Genomic DNA, 18414 nt, shown 5'->3' with positions numbered 1-18414 from the left:
CCCCCTCACCCCAGCCCTCTCCCCCAGGGGGGCGAGGGGGAAAGGGAGAAGACCGCGTCGTTGTCGAGAGCTAGCGGCCGCCCATGATCGCGATGTAGTCCTGCGTCCAGCGGCTATACGGCACAAACTTGCCACCTTCAGCCTGCGGGGTTTTCCAGAAGGCGATCTTGTCGAACTGGTCGAAACCGTTGGTCTTGCAACCTTCAGCGCCGAGCAACTCGCTGCCCTTGCACGCCGCCGGCACGGCCGGCAACGAACCAAACCACGCCGCCACATCGCCCTGGACTTTCGGTTTCAGCGACCAGTCCATCCACTTGTAGGCACAGTTCGGGTGCTTGGCCTCGGCGTGCAACATGGTGGTATCAGCCCAACCCGTGGCGCCTTCTTTCGGAATGGTCGAGGCGATTGGCTGCTTCTCGTTCATCAGACCGTTGACCTGATACGGCCATGCGCTCGACGCGACTACGCCTTCATTTTTGAAGTCGCTCATCTGCACCGTGGTGTCGTGCCAGTAGCGGTGGATCAGCGGCTGCTGCGCGCGCAACAGATCGAGCACAGCTTTGTATTGATCTTCGGTGAGTTGATACGGGTCTTTGATGCCCAGTTCAGGCTTGGTCGACTTCAGATACAGCGCCGCATCGGCGATGTAGATCGGGCCGTCATAGGCCTGCACGCGGCCCTTGTTCGGCTTGCCATCGGGCAGATCCTGTGCGGCGAACACCACGTTCCAACTGGTCGGCGCGGTTTTGAACACGTTGGTGTTGTACATCAACACGTTCGGGCCCCACTGGTACGGGGTGCCGTAAGTCTGGTTGTTGACCACGTACCACGGCGCGTCTTTGAGGCGTGGGTCGAGGGTATTCCAGTTCGGGATCAACGCGGTGTTGATCGGTTGCACACGCTTGCCGACGATCAATCGCAACGAGGCATCGCCCGACGCGGTGACCAGGTCGTAACCGCCCTTGGCCATCAGGCTGACCATTTCGTCCGAGGTGGCGGCGGTCTTCACGTTGACCTTGCAGCCGGTTTCCTGCTCGAAACCTGTCACCCAGTCGTAGGCCTTGTCGCTCTCGCCACGTTCGATGTAGCCCGGCCACGCAACGATATCCAGCTGACCTTCGCCAGCGCCGACGGCCTTCAACGGCTCGGCGGCTTGCAGGCTGGCGCTGCCCAGCAGGGCCGTGGTGATTGCACTGAGCAGTGCGGTCTTGTGCACGAACATGGTTGAACCCTCTTCTTTAAATTATGGTCGGGGCAGTTGTGAACGCGGTGAAGCATGCCGTTGGCGGCTTGTTATTAGCGTAGTCAGAGATGCTGGCCGTGGCGGGCCATGATGTGCCGCACCACGCTGTAGTCCTGCAGCGAATCACTGGATAAGTCTTTGCCGTAACCCGAACGTTTCAGCCCGCCGTGGGGCATTTCGCTGACCAGCATGAAATGGCTGTTGATCCACGTGCAGCCGTATTGCAGACGCGCGGCGACCTGCATCGCTTTGTCCAGATTTTGCGTCCACACCGACGAGGCGAGGCCGTATTCGGAGTCGTTGGCCCAATCCACGGCCTGCGAGAGTTCGTCGAAACGGGTCACGGTGACCACCGGGCCGAACACTTCGCGCTGGACGATTTCGTCGCTCTGTTTGCAACCGGCTAGCAGCGTCGGTTGATAGTAGAAACCGGCACCGGAATGCACGGCTGCACCGGTCACGCGTTCGATGTGCGGCTGACCGAGGGCGCGCTCGACGAAACTGGCGACGCGGTCGCGCTGGCGGGTGCTGATCAGCGGGCCAATCTCGTTGTCGGCATCACGTTTGCCGGCGAAGCGCAGGCTGCTGACGGCGGCGCCGAGTTCGGCGACCAATTTGTCGTGAATGCCGGCCTGCGCGTAGATCCGGCAGGCGGCGGTGCAGTCTTGGCCGGCGTTGTAGTAACCGTATGTGCGCACGCCTTCGACCACGGCCTGAATGTCGGCGTCGTTGCAGACGATCACCGGGGCTTTGCCACCGAGTTCGAGGTGCGTGCGTTTCAGGGTTTTCGCGGCGGCCTGGAGGATTTTCTGGCCGGTGACGATATCGCCGGTCAGCGAGACCATGCGCACTTTCGCGTGGCCGACCAAATGGCTGCCGACGCCTTCGCCGCCACCGCAGATGATATTGATCACCCCGCGCGGGAGGATTTCGGCCAGCGCTGGCGCCAGTGCGAGGATCGACAGCGGCGTGTGTTCGGAGGGTTTGAACACCAGCGTGTTGCCGGCGGCGAGGGCCGGGGCGATTTTCCACGCGGCCATCATGATCGGGTAATTCCACGGCGCAATCGAGGCGACCACGCCAATCGGATCGCGCCGCACCATGCTGGTGTAGCCCGGCAGGTATTCACCGCTGAGCTGACCGGTCTGGCAACGCACGGCGCCGGCGAAGAAACGGAACACATCGACGGTCGCGGTCAAATCATCCTGACGTGCCAGGTGCAACGGCTTGCCGCAGTTCAGCGATTCGAGGCGGGCGAGGTGGTCGGCGTGTTTTTCGACGGCGTTGGCGATGTCCAGCAGCAGGTTTGAACGTTGCTGCGGCGTGGTGCGCGACCATTCGGCGAAGGCGCGGTGGGCGGCGAGGATGGCGGCTTCGACTTGCTCGGTGCTGGCCTCGGCGATGTGGGTGAGAATTTCACCGGTGGCCGGGTTGAGAATTGGCTCGACGAAACCTTCCCCTGCGACCAATTCGCCGTCGATCAACAACGCGGTACACATCGGGGTCTGCGCGCCAGCCATTTTCCGCGTTCTCTTTTCTTGTGTGGCCATTGTTGCTCCCTGATATCGGGAGCCGACCGTCTTATAGATGCAGCAAGACTAGTGCGCGGCTCCGAGGTCGACAAATTCTAAATACTGAAGGCAGCATTCGATTAAATAGATGGCTTGCGCCCGTCGTGGGGTTGTTCGCGGGCGACGGTCAGGAATGGATCGACGAGAGCGGGGCGCGCGGTGCCACGGCGCCAGGCCAGGCCTACGTCGAGTGTCTGGTTGAGGTCGGCGATGGGCCGCGCTTCGATGATGTCGCCCTCCAGTGACCATGGGCGATAAGTCATGTCTGGCTGGATCGATACGCCCAAACCGGCGGCGACAAGACTTCGTACGGCCTCGGTGGACGCGGTTCTCAGGGTGATTTTTGGTTGCAGGCCGGCGCCGCGCCACAGGCGTTGGGCATTGCGATCCATTTCATCGACGTTGAGTTGAATCAACGGCTCGCGGGCGACATCGGCGAGGTTGATGCTGTCGTGTTCGAGCAGTGGATGCTGGGCCGGGAGCCACAAACGGTGCGGCGAGTGGGTCAGCACTTCGGTCTGCAAAGCGTGGCGATCTTCGAGGTTGGAGAGGATCAACACGCCGACATCGATCTCGCCGCTGACCAGCAAATGCTCAATGTACGGGCGCTCATCTTCCATTACGCGGATCTCGACGTTGGGATAGGCGCGCTGAAAACGGGTGAGCAGATCCGCGAGGTAATAACCGGCGACAAGACTGGTCACGCCGACGATCAACTGCCCGGCGACCTGATCGGTGCTCTGTTGCAGACTGCGTTTAGCGTTGTCCACGGTCGCGAGAATCAGGTGTGCCTGGCGTAGGAATTGATGACCTTGGTGCGTAAGAGTCATGCCTTTGGCATGACGGCTGAACAGGCTTACACCGATTTCTTCTTCCAGTTGCTGGATCGCTAACGTCAGGGTCGACTGGGAAATGAACGCGGTTTGCGCGGCGGCGGAGATCGAGCCGGTCTCGGCCACAGCGATAAAGTGACGAATCTGACGCAGGGTCATCATGACGGGAATACCCGGTGGGCGGTTTTTATAGATGGATCTGAGTGTATATCTATTTTCACGAAGGCCTGCGGGCAGCGAGCAACATCTGGAAGCACACTCGCAGGCCGGTCACGGGCACTTTCGAACTAGGCTGGAGGCCTTATAGATCCGGATAACCCCTGTTTTGGAGGCGGAACATGAACACCCGTGGATTGCTCGATCAACTACTCAAGTCCGGCCAGGATCTGTTGCAGAACAAGGCCGGTGGTTCGCAGAACAAATCGTCCGGTGGAAGCTTGAGCGGCTTGCTCGGTGGCGCATCTGGCTCTGGTGGCCTCGGCGGTCTGTTGTCAGGCGCGGGCGGTGGTGCGCTGGCGGCTGGCGCGATGGGCCTGCTGCTCGGTAACAAAAAAGTGCGCAAGGTCGGCGGCAAAGTCGCGATCTACGGCGGCCTCGCGGCGCTCGGTGTCCTGGCTTACAAGGCTTATGGCAACTACAACGCGCAGAAAGGCATCGCGCCGCAAACTGAACCGCAGACGATCGACCGTCTGCCAGCGGCGCAAGTCGAGCAACACAGTCAGGCGATTCTCAAAGCACTGGTCGCCGCCGCCAAGGCTGACGGCCACATCGATGATCGCGAGCGTCAGTTGATCGAAGGTGAATTCACCAAACTCGACAACGATCAGGAACTGCAACACTGGCTGCACGCTGAACTCAACAAACCTCTGGATCCCACCGACGTCGCCCGCGCCGCGAGTACGCCGGAAATGGCCGCCGAGATGTACATCGCCAGTGTGATGCTGGTGGACGAAGAGAACTTCATGGAAAAGAGCTATCTGGATGAACTGGCGCGACAGTTGAAGCTGGAGCCCGGTCTGAAAATCGAACTGGAGAAGCAGGTGCGCCAGGCGTTGACTTAAATCTTGTAGGTTGTCGGGGCCGTCGGTAGTTTGTAGCGCCTCGCACATTTACGGGAACAACGCATGACCACGTCCAATCGTCTGACGCATCTGGATGCCCTGCGAGGCATCGCGGCATTGTTGGTCGTGGCTGCGCACTTCATCGAAAGAACGCCGCTCAAGGACACGTTTTTCTTTACCTACGTGAACCTCGGGCAGGTGGGCGTGGTGATCTTCTTTCTGCTCAGCGGAATGGTCATTCCCTACAGCCTGAAAGAAGGTCGGCATGCGCTGGCGGCGTTCGCCGTTTCGCGGTTATTCCGGTTGTACCCGGCGTACTGGTTTTCCATTGCGCTGGCGGTGTTGAGTTCGTATTGGTTTTTGTCGACGCCGGTGCCGGTCTCGACCGTGCTGATTAACATGACGATGTTTCAGGCGCTTCTGAAAACCCCGGATCTGTTTGGGGTTTACTGGACGCTGATCATTGAGATGTTCTTTTACATGGCCTGCGCGGCGCTGTTCAGCGTGGGGCTTTTGCGCAAGGCCGGCGTGCGATTTGGCGCGGCCATTGGTTTGCTGATCGTGGCACTGATCTTTGCAGCAGCCCGGTTCTATCTGGCGAAAAAGATCCCGGTGGCGCTGCCGCTGTGCCTGTCGATCATGTTTTTTGGCAGCCTCTGGCGAGATGTCAGCCTCGGTGCGGGCACCGCTTCCCTTCGCCAATTCGTCGCAGTCTGGCTGGCGTTGTTCGTGGTATTGCTGCCGGTGATTTGCCTGTTGGCCTACAACGCCGACTATGGGCACAACGAAAATCCCTACGCCTACCTGGTCAGCTATCTGGCGGGGATGGCGTTTGCGCTGGCTATGACCTTGTTTTTCCGCCGTCACTTCAAGAGCCTGACGTATCTGGGCACGATCAGTTATTCGGTGTATCTGATGCACCCGTTTTTTCTGGAGTGGGCAGCGCACGCGACGGTTCTTCAGGCGCAATTCAACCCGGGCGTCTTCCTCTGCTACGTGCTGGCAACGCTGCTGCTAGCCAGCGTCAGCTACCGATTGCTGGAAAAACCCAGTGTCGGCGTGGGAAGGGCGATCATCACAAGATTGCGCAACGGCTTCCCCCTGCAAGCACAGTCTTAAGCCCAGCCACCATCCCCTGTGGGAGCGGGCTTGCTCGCGAATGCGGTCTATCAGTTATTCAAAGTGTTGACTGACACAGCGCCTTCGCGAGCAAGCCCGCTCCCACTTTTGGTTGTGGTGGTCATGAGATTTTGGTTAGGCACCTGATGCAGTAGGGCCGTAATGGCCATTGCGTCGCCTCTTTTTGCCGTTTCATCGCTGGCACGCCCACCCCTGATTGTCGGACAGTCCCACCTTAGAGCCTCCCGCCAACCGCGTCGGGCAGGCCCGGGGGTTAAAAAGCGTCTTATAAATGAAACACCGCCCTCGGCTATACTCCCCGCATTTCGACCTAGGCACGAGGAATCACTGTGAAGAACTGGACGTTGCGCCAACGCATTTTGGCGAGCTTTGCGGTGATTATCGCCATCATGTTGCTGATGGTCGTCGTCTCGTATTCGCGTTTGTTGAAGATCGAAGCCGGTGAGCAGAGCGTGCGACAGGACGCGGTGCCGGGCGTGTATTACAGCTCGATGATCCGCAGCGCCTGGGTCGACAGTTACCTGCAAACCCAGGAATTGCTGGGTCTGAAGCGGGGCCAGGGCATCAGCGCCGAAGACGCGGCGGACTTCAAGGCCTTCGAAGCGCGCCTCGATGAGCAGATGGCAAACTACCAAACCACCGTCACCACCGACGAGGACAAGGCCGAGTTCTCTGTCTTCAAACAGGACGTGCTCAATTACTTCAAGGTGCAGACGGCGGTGCTCGATCTGCATCAGCGCAACCAGGACGATGAAGCGGCGAAGATGTTCAACGAACAACTGACCCCCGCCTGGACGGCTGGCCGCATGAAGCTCAATGACATCATCCGCGAGAACAAATCCGTCGCCGATGAAGCCATGAACAACATCGACGATGCCGTGGCCGCTGCGAAAGTCAGCATGGCCGTTTCCCTGCTGGTAGCGGTTTTGGCCGCAGCGGCCTGTGGTCTGCTGTTGATGCGCGCAATCATGGCGCCGATGAACCGCATCGTGAAAATCCTCGAAATCATGCGCACCGGCGACCTCAGCTCGCGCTTGAACCTCGATCGCAAAGACGAATTCGGCGCGGTGGAAACCGGCTTCAACGACATGATGACCGAGCTGACCTCGCTGGTGTCCCAGGCGCAGCGCTCGTCGGTGCAGGTGACCACCTCGGTGACTGAAATCGCCGCCACTTCCAAACAGCAGCAAGCCACCGCCACCGAAACCGCCGCGACCACCACCGAAATCGGCGCGACCTCCCGCGAAATTGCCGCCACGTCGCGCGATCTGGTGCGCACCATGACTGAAGTCTCTACCGCTGCCGATCAGGCCTCGGTGGCCGCCGGCTCCGGCCAGCAAGGCCTCGCACGCATGGAAGACACCATGCACTCGGTAATGGGCGCCGCCGATCTGGTCAACGCCAAACTGGCGATCCTCAATGAGAAGGCCGGCAATATTAATCAGGTGGTGGTGACCATCGTCAAAGTCGCTGACCAGACCAACCTGCTCTCGCTCAACGCCGCGATCGAAGCCGAGAAGGCCGGTGAATACGGCCGTGGTTTTGCCGTGGTCGCCACCGAAGTGCGCCGTCTGGCGGATCAGACTGCGGTCGCCACGTATGACATCGAACAAATGGTGCGTGAGATTCAGTCGGCGGTGTCGGCGGGTGTGATGGGCATGGACAAGTTCTCCGAAGAAGTGCGTCGCGGCATGTCCGAAGTGCAGCAGGTCGGCGAGCAGCTGTCGCAGATCATCCATCAAGTGCAGGCGCTGGCGCCGCGCGTGTTGATGGTCAATGAAGGCATGCAGGCGCAGGCCACCGGCGCCGAGCAGATCAACCACGCGCTGGTGCAGTTGGGCGATGCCAGTAGCCAGACCGTCGAATCGTTGCGTCAGGCCAGTTTCGCCATCGACGAACTGAGCCAGGTGGCCGTCGGGCTGCGCAGCGGCGTTTCGCGATTTAAAGTCTGATGAGCGAAATCATCGCCAAACGCAACGTCGCCCCGGTGGCGAAGCAGGCGTTATTCCTGCTGTTTCGCATTGGCAGCGAACGTTACGCGTTGCGCGCGACCGAGGTGGCGGAAGTGCTGCCGCGCCTGCCGTTGAAACCGATCGCACGGGCGCCGCAATGGGTCGCCGGGGTCTTCGCTTATCGCGGCGCGGTGGTGCCGGTGATTGACCTCAGCGCGCTGACATTCGGTCAACCGGCCGAGGCGCGCACCAGCACGCGACTGGTGCTGGTGCATTACCGCCCGGACGAGTCGCAGCCGGGGCAATGGCTCGGGCTGATTCTTGAACAGGCCACCGACACGCTGCGCTGCAACCCGCAGGATTTTCAGCCGTACGGCCTCGACAATCGCGAGGCGCCGTACCTCGGCCCGGTGCGCGAAGATGCGCAGGGGCTGGTGCAATGGGTGCGGGTCAACGATTTGCTCAATGACGGCGTGCGCGCCTTGCTGTTCCCCGATCCGCCGCTGAGTCCGGCGCAGTTCGAGGGGCAGCCATGAGCAGCGATCAGCGCTTTTTCGACTTCCTCAAAGAGCGCATCGGCCTCGATGTGACCTCGGTGGGCCCGGCGATCATCGAGCGTGCGGTGCGTCAGCGCACCACGCTGTCGCAAGCGGCCAACGCCGAAGAGTACTGGCAGTTGCTGCAAGGCTCGCGCGATGAACAGCAAGCGCTGATCGAAGCGGTGATCGTCCCGGAAACGTGGTTTTTCCGTTACCCGGAATCTTTCGCGACGCTGGGCAAACTGGCGCTGAAACGCCTTGGCGAGCTGAACAACATGCGCGCGCTGCGCATCCTCAGCCTGCCGTGTTCGACCGGTGAAGAACCGTATTCAATTGCCATGGCCTTGCTCGATGCCGGGCTCAAGCCCCATCAATTCAAAGTCGACGGCATGGACGTCAGCCCGCTGTCGGTGGAAAAAGCCCGGCGCGCGCTGTACGGCAAAAACTCGTTTCGCGGTGATGAACTGACCTATCGCGAGCGCCATTTCAGTGCGCAACAGGACGGTCATTTGCTCAACGAAAATGTCCGCGAGCAGGTGCGTTTGCAGGTGGGCAACGTGCTTGATCCAACGTTGTGGGCCAGCGATCCGCCGTTTGATTTTGTGTTCTGTCGCAACCTGCTGATCTATTTCGACCAAGCGACGCAGAAGCAAGTGTTCGAAGTGCTCAAACGCCTCACCCATGACGACGGCGTGCTGTTTATCGGCCCGGCCGAGGGCAGTCTGCTCGGGCGTCTGGGCATGCGTTCGATCGGCATCCCGCAGTCGTTCGCGTTCAGTCGTCACAGCGATCCGCATCCCGAGCCGCTGCCGACGCCAAAACCGGTCACGTTGCCGATCAGCCCACCGCCGCGCAGCACGCCGCCAACGCCGGTACGCAATCGGCCGTTCAGCGCAGTGACGCCAATGCCGACCACCCGCGCCAGCGCCAACCCGGACGCGGCAACGCTGCTGGCGAACATTGCCGCGCTGGCCAACGAAGGCAAAAGCGCCGAGGCCCGTGCCGCGTGCGAACAGTATTTGCGCAGCCACGAACCGGTGGCTCAAGTGTTTTACTGGCTCGGCCTGCTCAGCGATGTTGCCGGCCTGACCCTTGAAGCCCAAGGCTTCTACCGCAAAGCCTTGTACCTTGAACCGCAACACCCCGAAGCGCTGATGCACTTGGCCGCATTGCTGCAGGCCCAGGGTGACAGCGCCGGTGCCAGACGATTGCAGGAGCGCGCCGCCCGCAGCGGCCGCACCGCCGACAGTGAGCGTAAACGATGATCGCGTCCGACACCTTGAACGTCACCCACGAAGACGCCCGGGCCATCGACGATTGCTGGAACCGCATCGGTATCCATGGCGACAAGTCCTGTCCGCTGCTGGAAGAACACATTCATTGCCGCAACTGCTCGGTGTATTCCGCCGCCGCCACGCGATTGCTCGACCGTTACTCGTTGCAGCAGGATGAGCGCGATCCGGTGGCCGCTGCGGTTGAAACCGACGTCAAAACCCGTTCGTTGCTGATGTTCCGTCTCGGCGAAGAATGGCTTGGGCTAGCAACGCGCAGTCTGGTCGAAGTGGCGCCAACGCAGGCGATTCACTCGTTGCCGCACCAGCGCTCACGGGCCTTGCTTGGCGTGGCCAACGTGCGCGGCGCACTGGTGGCGTGTCTGTCGCTGGTTGAGTTGCTTGATCTGGACGCCAATGCCGCGCCGGTCAGCACCGGGCGGGTGATGCCGCGCATGCTGATCATCGCCGCCCATGGCGGGCCGGTGGTGGTGCCGGTGGATGAAGTCGACGGCATTCACGCGATTGACGAGCGCATCCTCGATGCCGCCTCGCAATCCGGGGCGCAGGCCAGTGCCAAATATACCCGAGGCGTTTTGCAATTTCGCGGTCGCAGCCTGCGTTGGCTGGATGAAGAACAGTTGCTGTCCGCCGTGACCCGGAGCCTCACATGACCCCTGAGCAAATGCGCGACGCCTCCTTGCTGGAGCTGTTCAGCCTCGAAGCCGAAGCGCAGACCCAAGTGCTCAGCACCGGGCTGCTGGCACTGGAACGCAATCCGACCCAGGCCGATCAACTCGAATCGTGCATGCGCGCGGCGCACTCGCTCAAAGGCGCGGCGCGGATTGTCGGCATCGACAGCGGCGTCAGCGTCGCCCATGTGATGGAGGATTGTCTGGTCAGCGCGCAGGAAGGGCGCTTGCTGCTGCGCCCGGAACACATCGATGCGTTGTTGCAGGGCACCGATCTGTTGATGCGCATTGCAACGCCGGCGAATGCGCCGCAACCGCGCGACATCGAAGCGTACGTGGCGTTGATGGGGCAGTTGCTCGATCCGTCAGCGCTGCCAACTGCCGTCGCTGCGCCGCTGATGGCCGAGTTGCAACTCGAAGCGCCGCCTGCGCCTGCATTCGAACCGCCGGTTGAAACGCCAGAACCCACGCCACAGAAAAGCCGACGCACCACCGAGGGTGGCGAACGCGTGCTGCGCGTGACCGCCGAACGCCTCAACAGCCTGCTCGATCTGTCGAGTAAATCGCTGGTCGAAACCCAGCGCCTCAAGCCGCATCTGGCGACCATGCAGCGCCTCAAGCGCATGCAGAACAACGGCCTGCGCGCGCTGGAAAACCTCAACGTGCACCTCAAGGAACACGCGCTGAGCCTTGAAGCGCTGGAAGCTCTGGAAGACGCGCGGCGCTTGCTCGCTGAATCGCAGCAACTGCTCAGCGAGAAAAACGCCGAACTCGACGAGTTCGCCTGGCAGGCCAGCCAGCGCGCGCAAGTGCTTTACGACACTGCGTTGGCCTGCCGCATGCGCCCGTTCGCCGACGTGCTCACCGGTCAGGTGCGCATGGTGCGTGATCTGGGCCGCAGTCTCGGCAAACAGGTGCGGCTGGAGATCGAAGGCGAGAAGACCCAGGTCGATCGCGACGTGCTGGAAAAACTCGAAGCACCGCTAACGCATTTGCTGCGCAACGCGGTCGATCACGGCATCGAAACCCCGGAGCAGCGCCTGCTCAAGGGCAAATCCGAGGAAGGCCTGATCCGTCTGCGCGCCTCGCATCAGGCCGGTTTGCTGGTGCTGGAGCTGAGCGATGACGGTAATGGCGTCGATCTGGAAAAAGTGCGCCGCAGCATTATTGAACGGCAGTTATCCCCAGCCGAAACCGCCGCGCAGTTGAGCGAAGAAGAACTGCTGACGTTCCTCTTTCTGCCCGGTTTCAGCCTGCGCGACACGGTCACCGAAGTGTCCGGCCGTGGCGTCGGCCTCGACGCGGTGCAGCACATGGTGCGCCAGTTGCGCGGCGCGGTAGAGCTGGAGCAAACGGCGGGCGAGGGCAGTCGCTTCCATCTGGAGGTGCCGCTGACCCTGTCGGTGGTGCGCAGTCTGGTGGTAGAAGTCGGCGAGGAGGCCTACGCTTTTCCGCTCGCGCACATCGAACGCATGTGCGATCTGGAGCCCGAAGACATCGTACAGGTCGAAGGTCGCCAGCATTTCTGGCACGAAGGCCGGCATGTCGGGCTGGTTGCGGCGAGTCAATTGCTCAATCGCCCGGCCAGCCAGAACAGCGGCGAAACCCTCAAAGTCGTGGTGATCCGCGAGCGCGACGCGATTTATGGCGTGGCCGTGGAGCGCTTCATTGGCGAGCGCACCTTGGTGGTCTTGCCTCTGGATGAGCGTCTGGGCAAAGTGCAGGACATCTCCGCCGGCGCCTTGCTCGACGACGGTTCGGTGGTATTGATCGTCGACGTCGAGGACATGCTGCGTTCGGTGGACAAACTGCTCAATACCGGGCGCCTTGAGCGCATCGCCCGCCATGGCAATCAGGCTGTGGAAGCGGCGCGCAAACGCGTGCTGGTGGTCGACGACTCGCTGACCGTACGCGAGCTGCAACGCAAGCTGCTGCTCAATCGCGGCTACGACGTCGCGGTGGCGGTGGACGGTATGGACGGCTGGAACGCCCTGCGCTCCGAGGATTTTGATTTGCTGATTACCGACATCGACATGCCGCGCATGGACGGCATCGAGCTGGTCACCTTGTTGCGCCGCGACAACCGTCTGCAATCGCTGCCGGTGATGGTCGTGTCGTACAAGGATCGTGAAGAGGATCGCCGCCGTGGACTGGACGCCGGGGCGGACTATTATTTAGCCAAAGCCAGTTTTCATGACGACGCCCTGCTCGACGCAGTGGTCGAGCTCATCGGAGGAGCGCGGGCATGAAGATCGCAATCGTCAACGACATGCCGATGGCGGTGGAGGCGCTGCGCCGTGCGCTGGCCTTCGAGCCGGCGCATCAGGTGGTCTGGGTCGCCCGCAACGGCGCCGAGGCGGTGCAACTGTGCGCCGAAAACACCCCGGATCTGATCCTCATGGATCTGATCATGCCGGTGATGGACGGCGTCGAAGCCACGCGGCGGATCATGGCCGAAACGCCGTGCGCGATCGTGATTGTCACGGTTGATCGCCAGCAGAACGTCCATCGCGTGTTCGAGGCCATGGGCCACGGCGCGCTGGACGTGGTCGACACCCCGGCCCTCGGTGCCGGCGACGCACGGGAAGCGGCGGCGCCGTTGCTGCGCAAGATCCTTAATATTGGCTGGCTGATCGGCGACAAGGCACCACGCTCGCGTCCGGCACCGACCCCTCCGCGCAGCTCGGGTTCGCGCCAGCGACTGGTGGCGATCGGTTCATCGGCGGGTGGCCCGGCGGCGCTGGAAGTCTTGCTCAAAGGCCTGCCCCGCGATTTTTCGGCGGCGATTGTGCTGGTGCAGCACGTCGATCAGGTGTTCGCCGCCGGCATGGCCGAATGGCTCGCCAGCGCCAGCGGCCTCGATGTGCGTCTGGCCCGCGAAGGCGAGCCGCCACAGGCCGGCGCGGTGTTGCTGGCCGGCACCAACCACCATATTCGTTTACTCAAGAACGGCACGCTGGCCTACACCGCCGAACCGGTCAACGAGATCTACCGACCCTCGATCGATGTGTTTTTCGAAAGCGTCGCCAGTTACTGGAACGGTGATGCGGTCGGGGTTTTGTTGACCGGGATGGGACGCGACGGCGCGCAAGGGCTTAAGCTTTTGCGTCAACAGGGTTATCTGACCATCGCGCAGGATCAGCAAAGCAGTGCGGTGTACGGCATGCCCAAGGCCGCCGCCGCGATCGATGCCGCCGTAGAAATCCGCCCCTTGGAAAAGATAGCGCCACGATTGCTGGAGATTTTCCCCAAATGAACCGACTTATCCGCAATCCTGGCCCCCGCAGTACTCAGGTGACCGCCCATGACTGATTTACAGATCGACGACATTAAAACCGACGAAAACGCCGCCATGGTGTTGTTGGTGGACGATCAGGCGATGATCGGCGAAGCCGTGCGCCGTGGGCTGTCGAATGAGGAAAACATCGACTTCCACTTCTGCTCCGACCCGCATCAGGCCATCGCCCAGGCGGTACGGATCAAGCCGACGGTGATCCTCCAGGACTTGGTGATGCCCGGCCTCGACGGCCTGAGCCTGGTGCGCGAATACCGCAACCACCCGGCGACCAAGGACATCCCGATCATCGTCCTGTCGACCAAGGAAGACCCGCTGATCAAGAGCGCGGCGTTCTCGGCCGGGGCCAACGACTATCTGGTGAAACTGCCGGACACCATCGAACTGGTGGCGCGGATTCGCTACCACTCGCGCTCGTACATGACTTTGTTGCAGCGGGACGCGGCGTATCGCGCGTTGCGGGTCAGTCAGCAACAATTGCTCGACACCAATCTGGTGCTGCAACGCTTGATGAACTCCGATGGCCTGACCGGGCTGTCCAACCGCCGCCATTTCGATGAATACCTGGAACTGGAATGGCGCCGCTCGTTGCGTGATCAGAGCCAGTTGTCGTTGCTGATGATCGACGTTGACTACTTCAAGTCCTACAACGACAGTTTTGGTCATGTGGAAGGCGATGAGGCGTTGCGCAAAGTGGCCACGGCGATCCGTGACGCCAGTGCGCGACCGTCGGACTTGCCGGCGCGTTATGGCGGCGAAGAGTTTGCGCTGGTGCTGCCGAACACCTCGCCGGGTGGGGCGCGGTTGGTGGCGGAGAAGCTGCGGCAGACAGTGGCGTCGTTGAAAATCCCGCACAACACCCCGGCGGAAGGCGTAAGCCTGACCATCAGCATTGGTCTGGCGACCATGGTGCCGCAGTCGGGCACGGATTGCCGGTTGCTGATTTCGGCGGCAGATCGCGGGTTGTATCTGGCCAAAAACAATGGCCGTAACCAAGTCGGGATCGAATAACCACCGCAATCCCCTGTAGGAGCTGCCGAAGGCTGCGATCTTTTGATCTGTTTTTAAAATCAAAGTCAAAAGATCGCAGCCTTCGGCAGCTCCTACAGGTGAAAGGCGTCAAGTGAATCGCCGCCACACCCGCCAGACGGGCTGCCGTCACAGCCTGATTACGTTATACTCGCCGGCTTTCAAAAGTTCGCCAACGAGTGCTGCCCGTCATGGAAATCAACCCGATCCTGAACACCATCAAGGACCTGTCCGAGCGCTCCGAAACTATTCGGGGGTATCTTTGACTACGATCAAAAGCATGAGCGTCTGACTGAAGTCAATCGCGAGCTTGAAGATCCGAGTGTCTGGAACAAACCTGAATACGCCCAGGAGCTGGGCCGCGAGCGTTCGGCGCTGGCGCAGATCGTCGACACCCTCGATGAACTGAACGCCGGCCTGGCCGATTGCCGCGATTTGCTGGACATGGCCGTCGAAGAAAACGACGAAGGCGCAGTGGGCGATGTCGTCGCCGAGCTGGCCCGTCTCGAGGAAAATCTGGCCAAGCTGGAATTCCGCCGCATGTTCAGCCATGAAATGGACCCGAACAACGCCTACCTGGATATCCAGGCCGGTTCCGGCGGCACCGAAGCGCAAGACTGGGCCAACATCCTCCTGCGCATGTACCTGCGCTGGGCGGATAAGCGCGGTTTCGACGCGACTATCATGGAACTGTCGGCCGGTGAAGTCGCCGGTATCAAAGGTGCGACCGTGCACATCAAGGGCGAATACGCCTTTGGCTGGCTGCGTACCGAGATCGGCGTACACCGTCTGGTGCGCAAGAGCCCGTTCGACTCCGGCAATCGTCGTCACACCTCGTTCTCCGCGGTTTTCGTCTCGCCAGAGATCGATGACAAGGTGGAAATCGAAATCAACCCGGCAGACTTGCGGATCGACACCTATCGTTCCTCGGGTGCCGGTGGTCAGCACGTAAACACCACCGACTCGGCCGTACGTATCACTCACGTACCGACCAACACCGTGGTCAGCTGCCAGAACGAACGTTCCCAGCACGCCAACAAAGACACCGCCATGAAAATGCTGCGGGCCAAGTTGTACGAGCAGGAAATGCAGAAACGCAACGCCGCGTCGCAAGCGCTGGAAGACACCAAGTCCGATATCGGCTGGGGTCACCAGATTCGCTCGTACGTGCTCGATGCGTCGCGGATCAAGGATCTGCGCACCAACATCGAACGCAGCGACTGCGACAAGGTACTCGACGGCGACATCGACGAATACCTGTATGCCAGCCTGAAATCAGGGCTGTAAGGCCTGCTCTGCAGCGGTCGCGGTAACACGCGACCCTGTAGGAGCAAGGCTTGCCCGCGAACCCCGGCGCCACGCCGGGGGTAACGAACCTGTGATGGAATATCTAAAGACATGAGCGACCAACAACTCGACCCGCAAGCCCTGCAACAGGAAGAAAACTCCCTGATCGCCCTGCGCAAGGAAAAGCTGGCTGCCGAGCGCGCCAAGGGCAACGCCTTCCCGAACGACTTCCGCCGCGAAAACTACTGCGAAGATCTGCAGAAGAAATACGCGGACAAGACCAAGGAAGAGCTGGCAGAGGCTGCAATCCCGGTCAAGGTTGCCGGTCGCATCATGCTCAACCGTGGCTCGTTCATGGTGATTCAGGACATGACCGGTCGCATTCAGGTCTACGTCAACCGTAAAACCCTGTCGGAAGACACCCTCGCCGCGGTGAAAACCTGGGACATGGGCGACATCATTGCCGCCGAAGGCACCCTGGCGCGTTCCGGCAAGGGCGACCTGTACGTTGAAATGACCAACGTGCGTCTGCTGACCAAGTCGCTGCGCCCGCTGCCGGACAAGCACCACGGCCTGACCGACACTGAGCAACGCTACCGTCAGCGTTACGTTGACCTGATCGTCAACGAAGAAGTGCGCCAGACTTTCCGCGTCCGTTCGCAAGTGATCGCGCACATCCGCAGCTTCCTGATGAAGCGCGACTTCCTCGAAGTCGAAACGCCGATGCTGCAGACCATTCCGGGCGGCGCTGCGGCCAAGCCGTTCGAAACCCACCACAACGCGCTGGACATGGAAATGTTCCTGCGTATTGCCCCAGAGCTGTATCTGAAACGTCTGGTGGTTGGTGGTTTTGAAAAGGTTTTCGAGATCAACCGCAACTTCCGTAACGAAGGCGTTTCGACGCGTCACAACCCAGAATTCACCATGTTGGAGTTCTATCAGGCGTACGCCGATTACGAAGACAACATGGACCTGACCGAAGAACTGTTCCGTGAACTGGCGCAGCTGGTTCTGGGCAGCACCGACGTGCCGTACGGCGATAAGGTGTTCCACTTCGGCGAGCCGTTCGTGCGTCTGTCGGTATTCGACTCGATCCTCAAGTACAACCCTGAGCTGACTGCCGATGATCTGAACGACATCGACAAGGCGCGCGCCATCGCCAAGAAGGCCGGCGCCAAGGTGCTGGGCTTCGAAGGTCTGGGCAAACTGCAGGTGATGATTTTCGAAGAACTGGTCGAGCACAAGCTGGAACAGCCGCACTTCATCACTCAGTACCCGTTCGAAGTGTCGCCGCTGGCCCGTCGCAACGACGACAACCCGAACGTCACCGACCGTTTCGAGCTGTTCATCGGTGGCCGTGAAATCGCCAACGCTTACTCCGAGTTGAACGACGCGGAAGACCAAGCCGAGCGCTTCATGGCGCAGGTGGCCGACAAGGACGCCGGCGACGACGAAGCCATGCACTACGACGCCGACTTCGTTCGCGCGCTGGAGTACGGCATGCCGCCAACGGCCGGTGAAGGCATCGGCATCGACCGTCTGGTGATGTTGCTGACCAACTCGCCGTCGATCCGCGATGTGATCCTGTTCCCGCACATGCGACCGCAAGCGTAAACGTTTCAGTTAAAAAGCCGCCTAAAACAGGCGGCTTTTTATTGCCTGTCTGGTACAAATGTATCAATTGGTTACTTTGGAATTAGCAGAGGAAGTCCGGTCGTGATGGGTGCAATAGCTCAAGAAGGTGCAGCGGGTATCGCCACTGCGGTCGCTGAAAGTGTTCAGTACCAGGGTCGCAAGGCCAGCCGACAGGGCAGCGAGCAGCGTCGACAGGACATTCTCGACGCGGCGATGCGCATTGTCGTGCGTGATGGCGTGCGCGCCGTGCGTCATCGTGCGGTGGCGGCCGAGGCCGGTGTGCCGCTGTCGGCGACTACGTATTACTTCAAGGACATCGATGACCTGCTGACGGACACCTTCGCGCAATACGTCGAGCGCAGCGCGGAATACATGGCCAAGTTGTGGAACAACAACGAAGGCCTGTTGCGTGAGATGGTCGTCAGCGGTGATGGCAGCCCGGAGTCGCGCTCGCAACTGGCGGACGACATTGCGCGGTTGATGGCCGACTATGTGCACCGGCAGTTGGTCAACCGTCGCGAACATTTGATGGCCGAGCAGGCGTTCCGACAGGAAGCGTTGCTTAACCCGGGGCTGGCGATTCTGGTGCGCTCGCATCAGCAGATTCTGTTGCAGGGCACCTGCCAGTTGTTCCAGGTGCTGGGCTCGCGTGAACCGCAGCAAGATGCCAAGGTGTTGACGGCGATTATCGGACGGATGGAATATCAGGGCCTGCTCAACGAAGCCGAGCCTTTGGCCGAAGAAGACATGCTCGGCATTCTGACGCGCTACATGCACCTGGTGCTCGCATCGGTCTGACAGTCGCAGGAGATCCAATGTGGGAGCGGGCTTGCTCGCGAATGCGGTTTCGCATTCAACGGTTTAGG

At 60.9% G+C, this 18414-nt stretch carries 15 protein-coding genes; 12 read left to right on the top strand and 3 right to left on the bottom strand.

The annotated features are described in order from the left end of the window. Positions 1-70 precede the first annotated feature (70 nt). From ydcS to GVL50_RS14420, 3 genes are all read right to left on the bottom strand, one after another. Entirely contained in the window at positions 71-1222 is a 1152-nt protein-coding gene (gene ydcS, locus GVL50_RS14430) for a putative ABC transporter substrate-binding protein YdcS (RefSeq protein ID WP_159813811.1), read from the bottom strand. A gap of 83 nt (positions 1223-1305) precedes the next feature. Beyond that, complete coding sequence (locus tag GVL50_RS14425) at positions 1306-2763, bottom strand: gamma-aminobutyraldehyde dehydrogenase (RefSeq protein ID WP_159813872.1); 1458 nt, start codon at positions 2761-2763, stop codon at positions 1306-1308. Positions 2764-2894: 131 nt separating this feature from the next. Next, the gene (locus GVL50_RS14420; protein WP_159813810.1) at positions 2895-3809 is read right to left on the bottom strand and encodes a LysR family transcriptional regulator; all 915 of its coding nucleotides are present in this window, start codon (positions 3807-3809) and stop codon (positions 2895-2897) included. Positions 3810-3985: 176 nt separating this feature from the next. Between GVL50_RS14420 and GVL50_RS14415 the strand changes: the two genes are divergently transcribed. From GVL50_RS14415 to GVL50_RS14360, 12 genes are all read left to right on the top strand, one after another. Continuing rightward, entirely contained in the window at positions 3986-4708 is a 723-nt protein-coding gene (locus GVL50_RS14415) for a tellurite resistance TerB family protein (RefSeq protein ID WP_159813808.1), read from the top strand. A 63-nt stretch (positions 4709-4771) separates the two neighbouring features. After that, positions 4772-5827, top strand: coding sequence for an acyltransferase (locus GVL50_RS14410; protein WP_159813806.1), 1056 nt, complete (start codon positions 4772-4774; stop codon positions 5825-5827). A gap of 410 nt (positions 5828-6237) precedes the next feature. Further along, on the top strand, positions 6238-7800 hold the full coding sequence (locus GVL50_RS14405; RefSeq protein ID WP_249342457.1) for a methyl-accepting chemotaxis protein: 1563 nt from the start codon (positions 6238-6240) through the stop codon (positions 7798-7800). Then, positions 7800-8336 carry a chemotaxis protein CheW gene (locus GVL50_RS14400; RefSeq protein ID WP_159813802.1) on the top strand — a complete coding sequence of 179 codons (537 nt, stop codon included), beginning with the start codon at positions 7800-7802 and terminating at the stop codon, positions 8334-8336. The genes GVL50_RS14405 and GVL50_RS14400 overlap by 1 nt, the downstream gene beginning before the upstream one ends. After that, positions 8333-9604 (top strand): protein-glutamate O-methyltransferase CheR, encoded by a 1272-nt coding sequence (locus GVL50_RS14395; protein WP_159813800.1) that lies wholly within the window; start codon positions 8333-8335, stop codon positions 9602-9604. Before GVL50_RS14400 ends, GVL50_RS14395 begins: the two co-directional genes overlap by 4 nt. Further along, positions 9601-10284 (top strand): chemotaxis protein CheW, encoded by a 684-nt coding sequence (locus GVL50_RS14390; protein ID WP_159813798.1) that lies wholly within the window; start codon positions 9601-9603, stop codon positions 10282-10284. Before GVL50_RS14395 ends, GVL50_RS14390 begins: the two co-directional genes overlap by 4 nt. Then, a complete protein-coding gene (locus GVL50_RS14385; protein ID WP_159813796.1) occupies positions 10281-12551 on the top strand; it encodes a hybrid sensor histidine kinase/response regulator in 2271 nt (756 codons plus the stop codon). The genes GVL50_RS14390 and GVL50_RS14385 overlap by 4 nt, the downstream gene beginning before the upstream one ends. Continuing rightward, positions 12548-13558: a chemotaxis response regulator protein-glutamate methylesterase gene (locus GVL50_RS14380; protein WP_053117522.1), complete on the top strand. Its 1011-nt coding sequence runs from the start codon at positions 12548-12550 to the stop codon at positions 13556-13558. Before GVL50_RS14385 ends, GVL50_RS14380 begins: the two co-directional genes overlap by 4 nt. Positions 13559-13606: 48 nt before the next feature. Beyond that, on the top strand, positions 13607-14608 hold the full coding sequence (locus tag GVL50_RS14375; protein ID WP_053117527.1) for a PleD family two-component system response regulator: 1002 nt from the start codon (positions 13607-13609) through the stop codon (positions 14606-14608). A 209-nt stretch (positions 14609-14817) separates the two neighbouring features. Continuing rightward, a protein-coding gene (gene prfB, locus GVL50_RS14370) for a peptide chain release factor 2 (protein WP_102358477.1) occupies positions 14818-15913 on the top strand; the annotation gives its coding sequence in 2 pieces (ribosomal slippage) (positions 14818-14889 and positions 14891-15913; 1095 coding nt in all). Between the two features lie 111 nt (positions 15914-16024). Then, entirely contained in the window at positions 16025-17527 is a 1503-nt protein-coding gene (gene lysS, locus GVL50_RS14365; protein ID WP_053117529.1) for a lysine--tRNA ligase, read from the top strand. A 105-nt stretch (positions 17528-17632) separates the two neighbouring features. Continuing rightward, the gene (locus tag GVL50_RS14360) at positions 17633-18346 is read left to right on the top strand and encodes a TetR/AcrR family transcriptional regulator (protein ID WP_159813794.1); all 714 of its coding nucleotides are present in this window, start codon (positions 17633-17635) and stop codon (positions 18344-18346) included. Positions 18347-18414 lie beyond the last annotated feature (68 nt).

Origin of the sequence: Pseudomonas sp. 18058, assembly GCF_902706155.1 — a bacterium.
Classification (GTDB): domain Bacteria; phylum Pseudomonadota; class Gammaproteobacteria; order Pseudomonadales; family Pseudomonadaceae; genus Aquipseudomonas; species Aquipseudomonas rustica.
The sequence above is the reverse complement of the archived record's forward strand: the minus strand, read 5'-3'. Positions and strand labels throughout refer to the sequence as shown.

What these genes read in the sequence shown, in the direction of transcription:
- GVL50_RS14410 (WP_159813806.1), top strand. Translation starts at nt 4,772, where the DNA reads ATGACCACGTCCAATCGTCTGACGCATCTGGATGCCCTGCGAGGCATC.
- GVL50_RS14375 (WP_053117527.1), top strand. Translation starts at nt 13,607, where the DNA reads ATGACTGATTTACAGATCGACGACATTAAAACCGACGAAAACGCCGCC.
- GVL50_RS14390 (WP_159813798.1), top strand. Translation starts at nt 9,601, where the DNA reads ATGATCGCGTCCGACACCTTGAACGTCACCCACGAAGACGCCCGGGCC.
- GVL50_RS14360 (WP_159813794.1), top strand. Translation starts at nt 17,633, where the DNA reads ATGGGTGCAATAGCTCAAGAAGGTGCAGCGGGTATCGCCACTGCGGTC.
- GVL50_RS14415 (WP_159813808.1), top strand. Translation starts at nt 3,986, where the DNA reads ATGAACACCCGTGGATTGCTCGATCAACTACTCAAGTCCGGCCAGGAT.
- GVL50_RS14385 (WP_159813796.1), top strand. Translation starts at nt 10,281, where the DNA reads ATGACCCCTGAGCAAATGCGCGACGCCTCCTTGCTGGAGCTGTTCAGC.
- GVL50_RS14405 (WP_249342457.1), top strand. Translation starts at nt 6,238, where the DNA reads ATGTTGCTGATGGTCGTCGTCTCGTATTCGCGTTTGTTGAAGATCGAA.
- GVL50_RS14380 (WP_053117522.1), top strand. Translation starts at nt 12,548, where the DNA reads ATGAAGATCGCAATCGTCAACGACATGCCGATGGCGGTGGAGGCGCTG.
- lysS (WP_053117529.1), top strand. Translation starts at nt 16,025, where the DNA reads ATGAGCGACCAACAACTCGACCCGCAAGCCCTGCAACAGGAAGAAAAC.
- ydcS (WP_159813811.1), bottom strand. Translation starts at nt 1,222, where the DNA reads ATGTTCGTGCACAAGACCGCACTGCTCAGTGCAATCACCACGGCCCTG.
- GVL50_RS14395 (WP_159813800.1), top strand. Translation starts at nt 8,333, where the DNA reads ATGAGCAGCGATCAGCGCTTTTTCGACTTCCTCAAAGAGCGCATCGGC.
- GVL50_RS14400 (WP_159813802.1), top strand. Translation starts at nt 7,800, where the DNA reads ATGAGCGAAATCATCGCCAAACGCAACGTCGCCCCGGTGGCGAAGCAG.
- GVL50_RS14420 (WP_159813810.1), bottom strand. Translation starts at nt 3,809, where the DNA reads ATGATGACCCTGCGTCAGATTCGTCACTTTATCGCTGTGGCCGAGACC.
- GVL50_RS14425 (WP_159813872.1), bottom strand. Translation starts at nt 2,763, where the DNA reads ATGGCTGGCGCGCAGACCCCGATGTGTACCGCGTTGTTGATCGACGGC.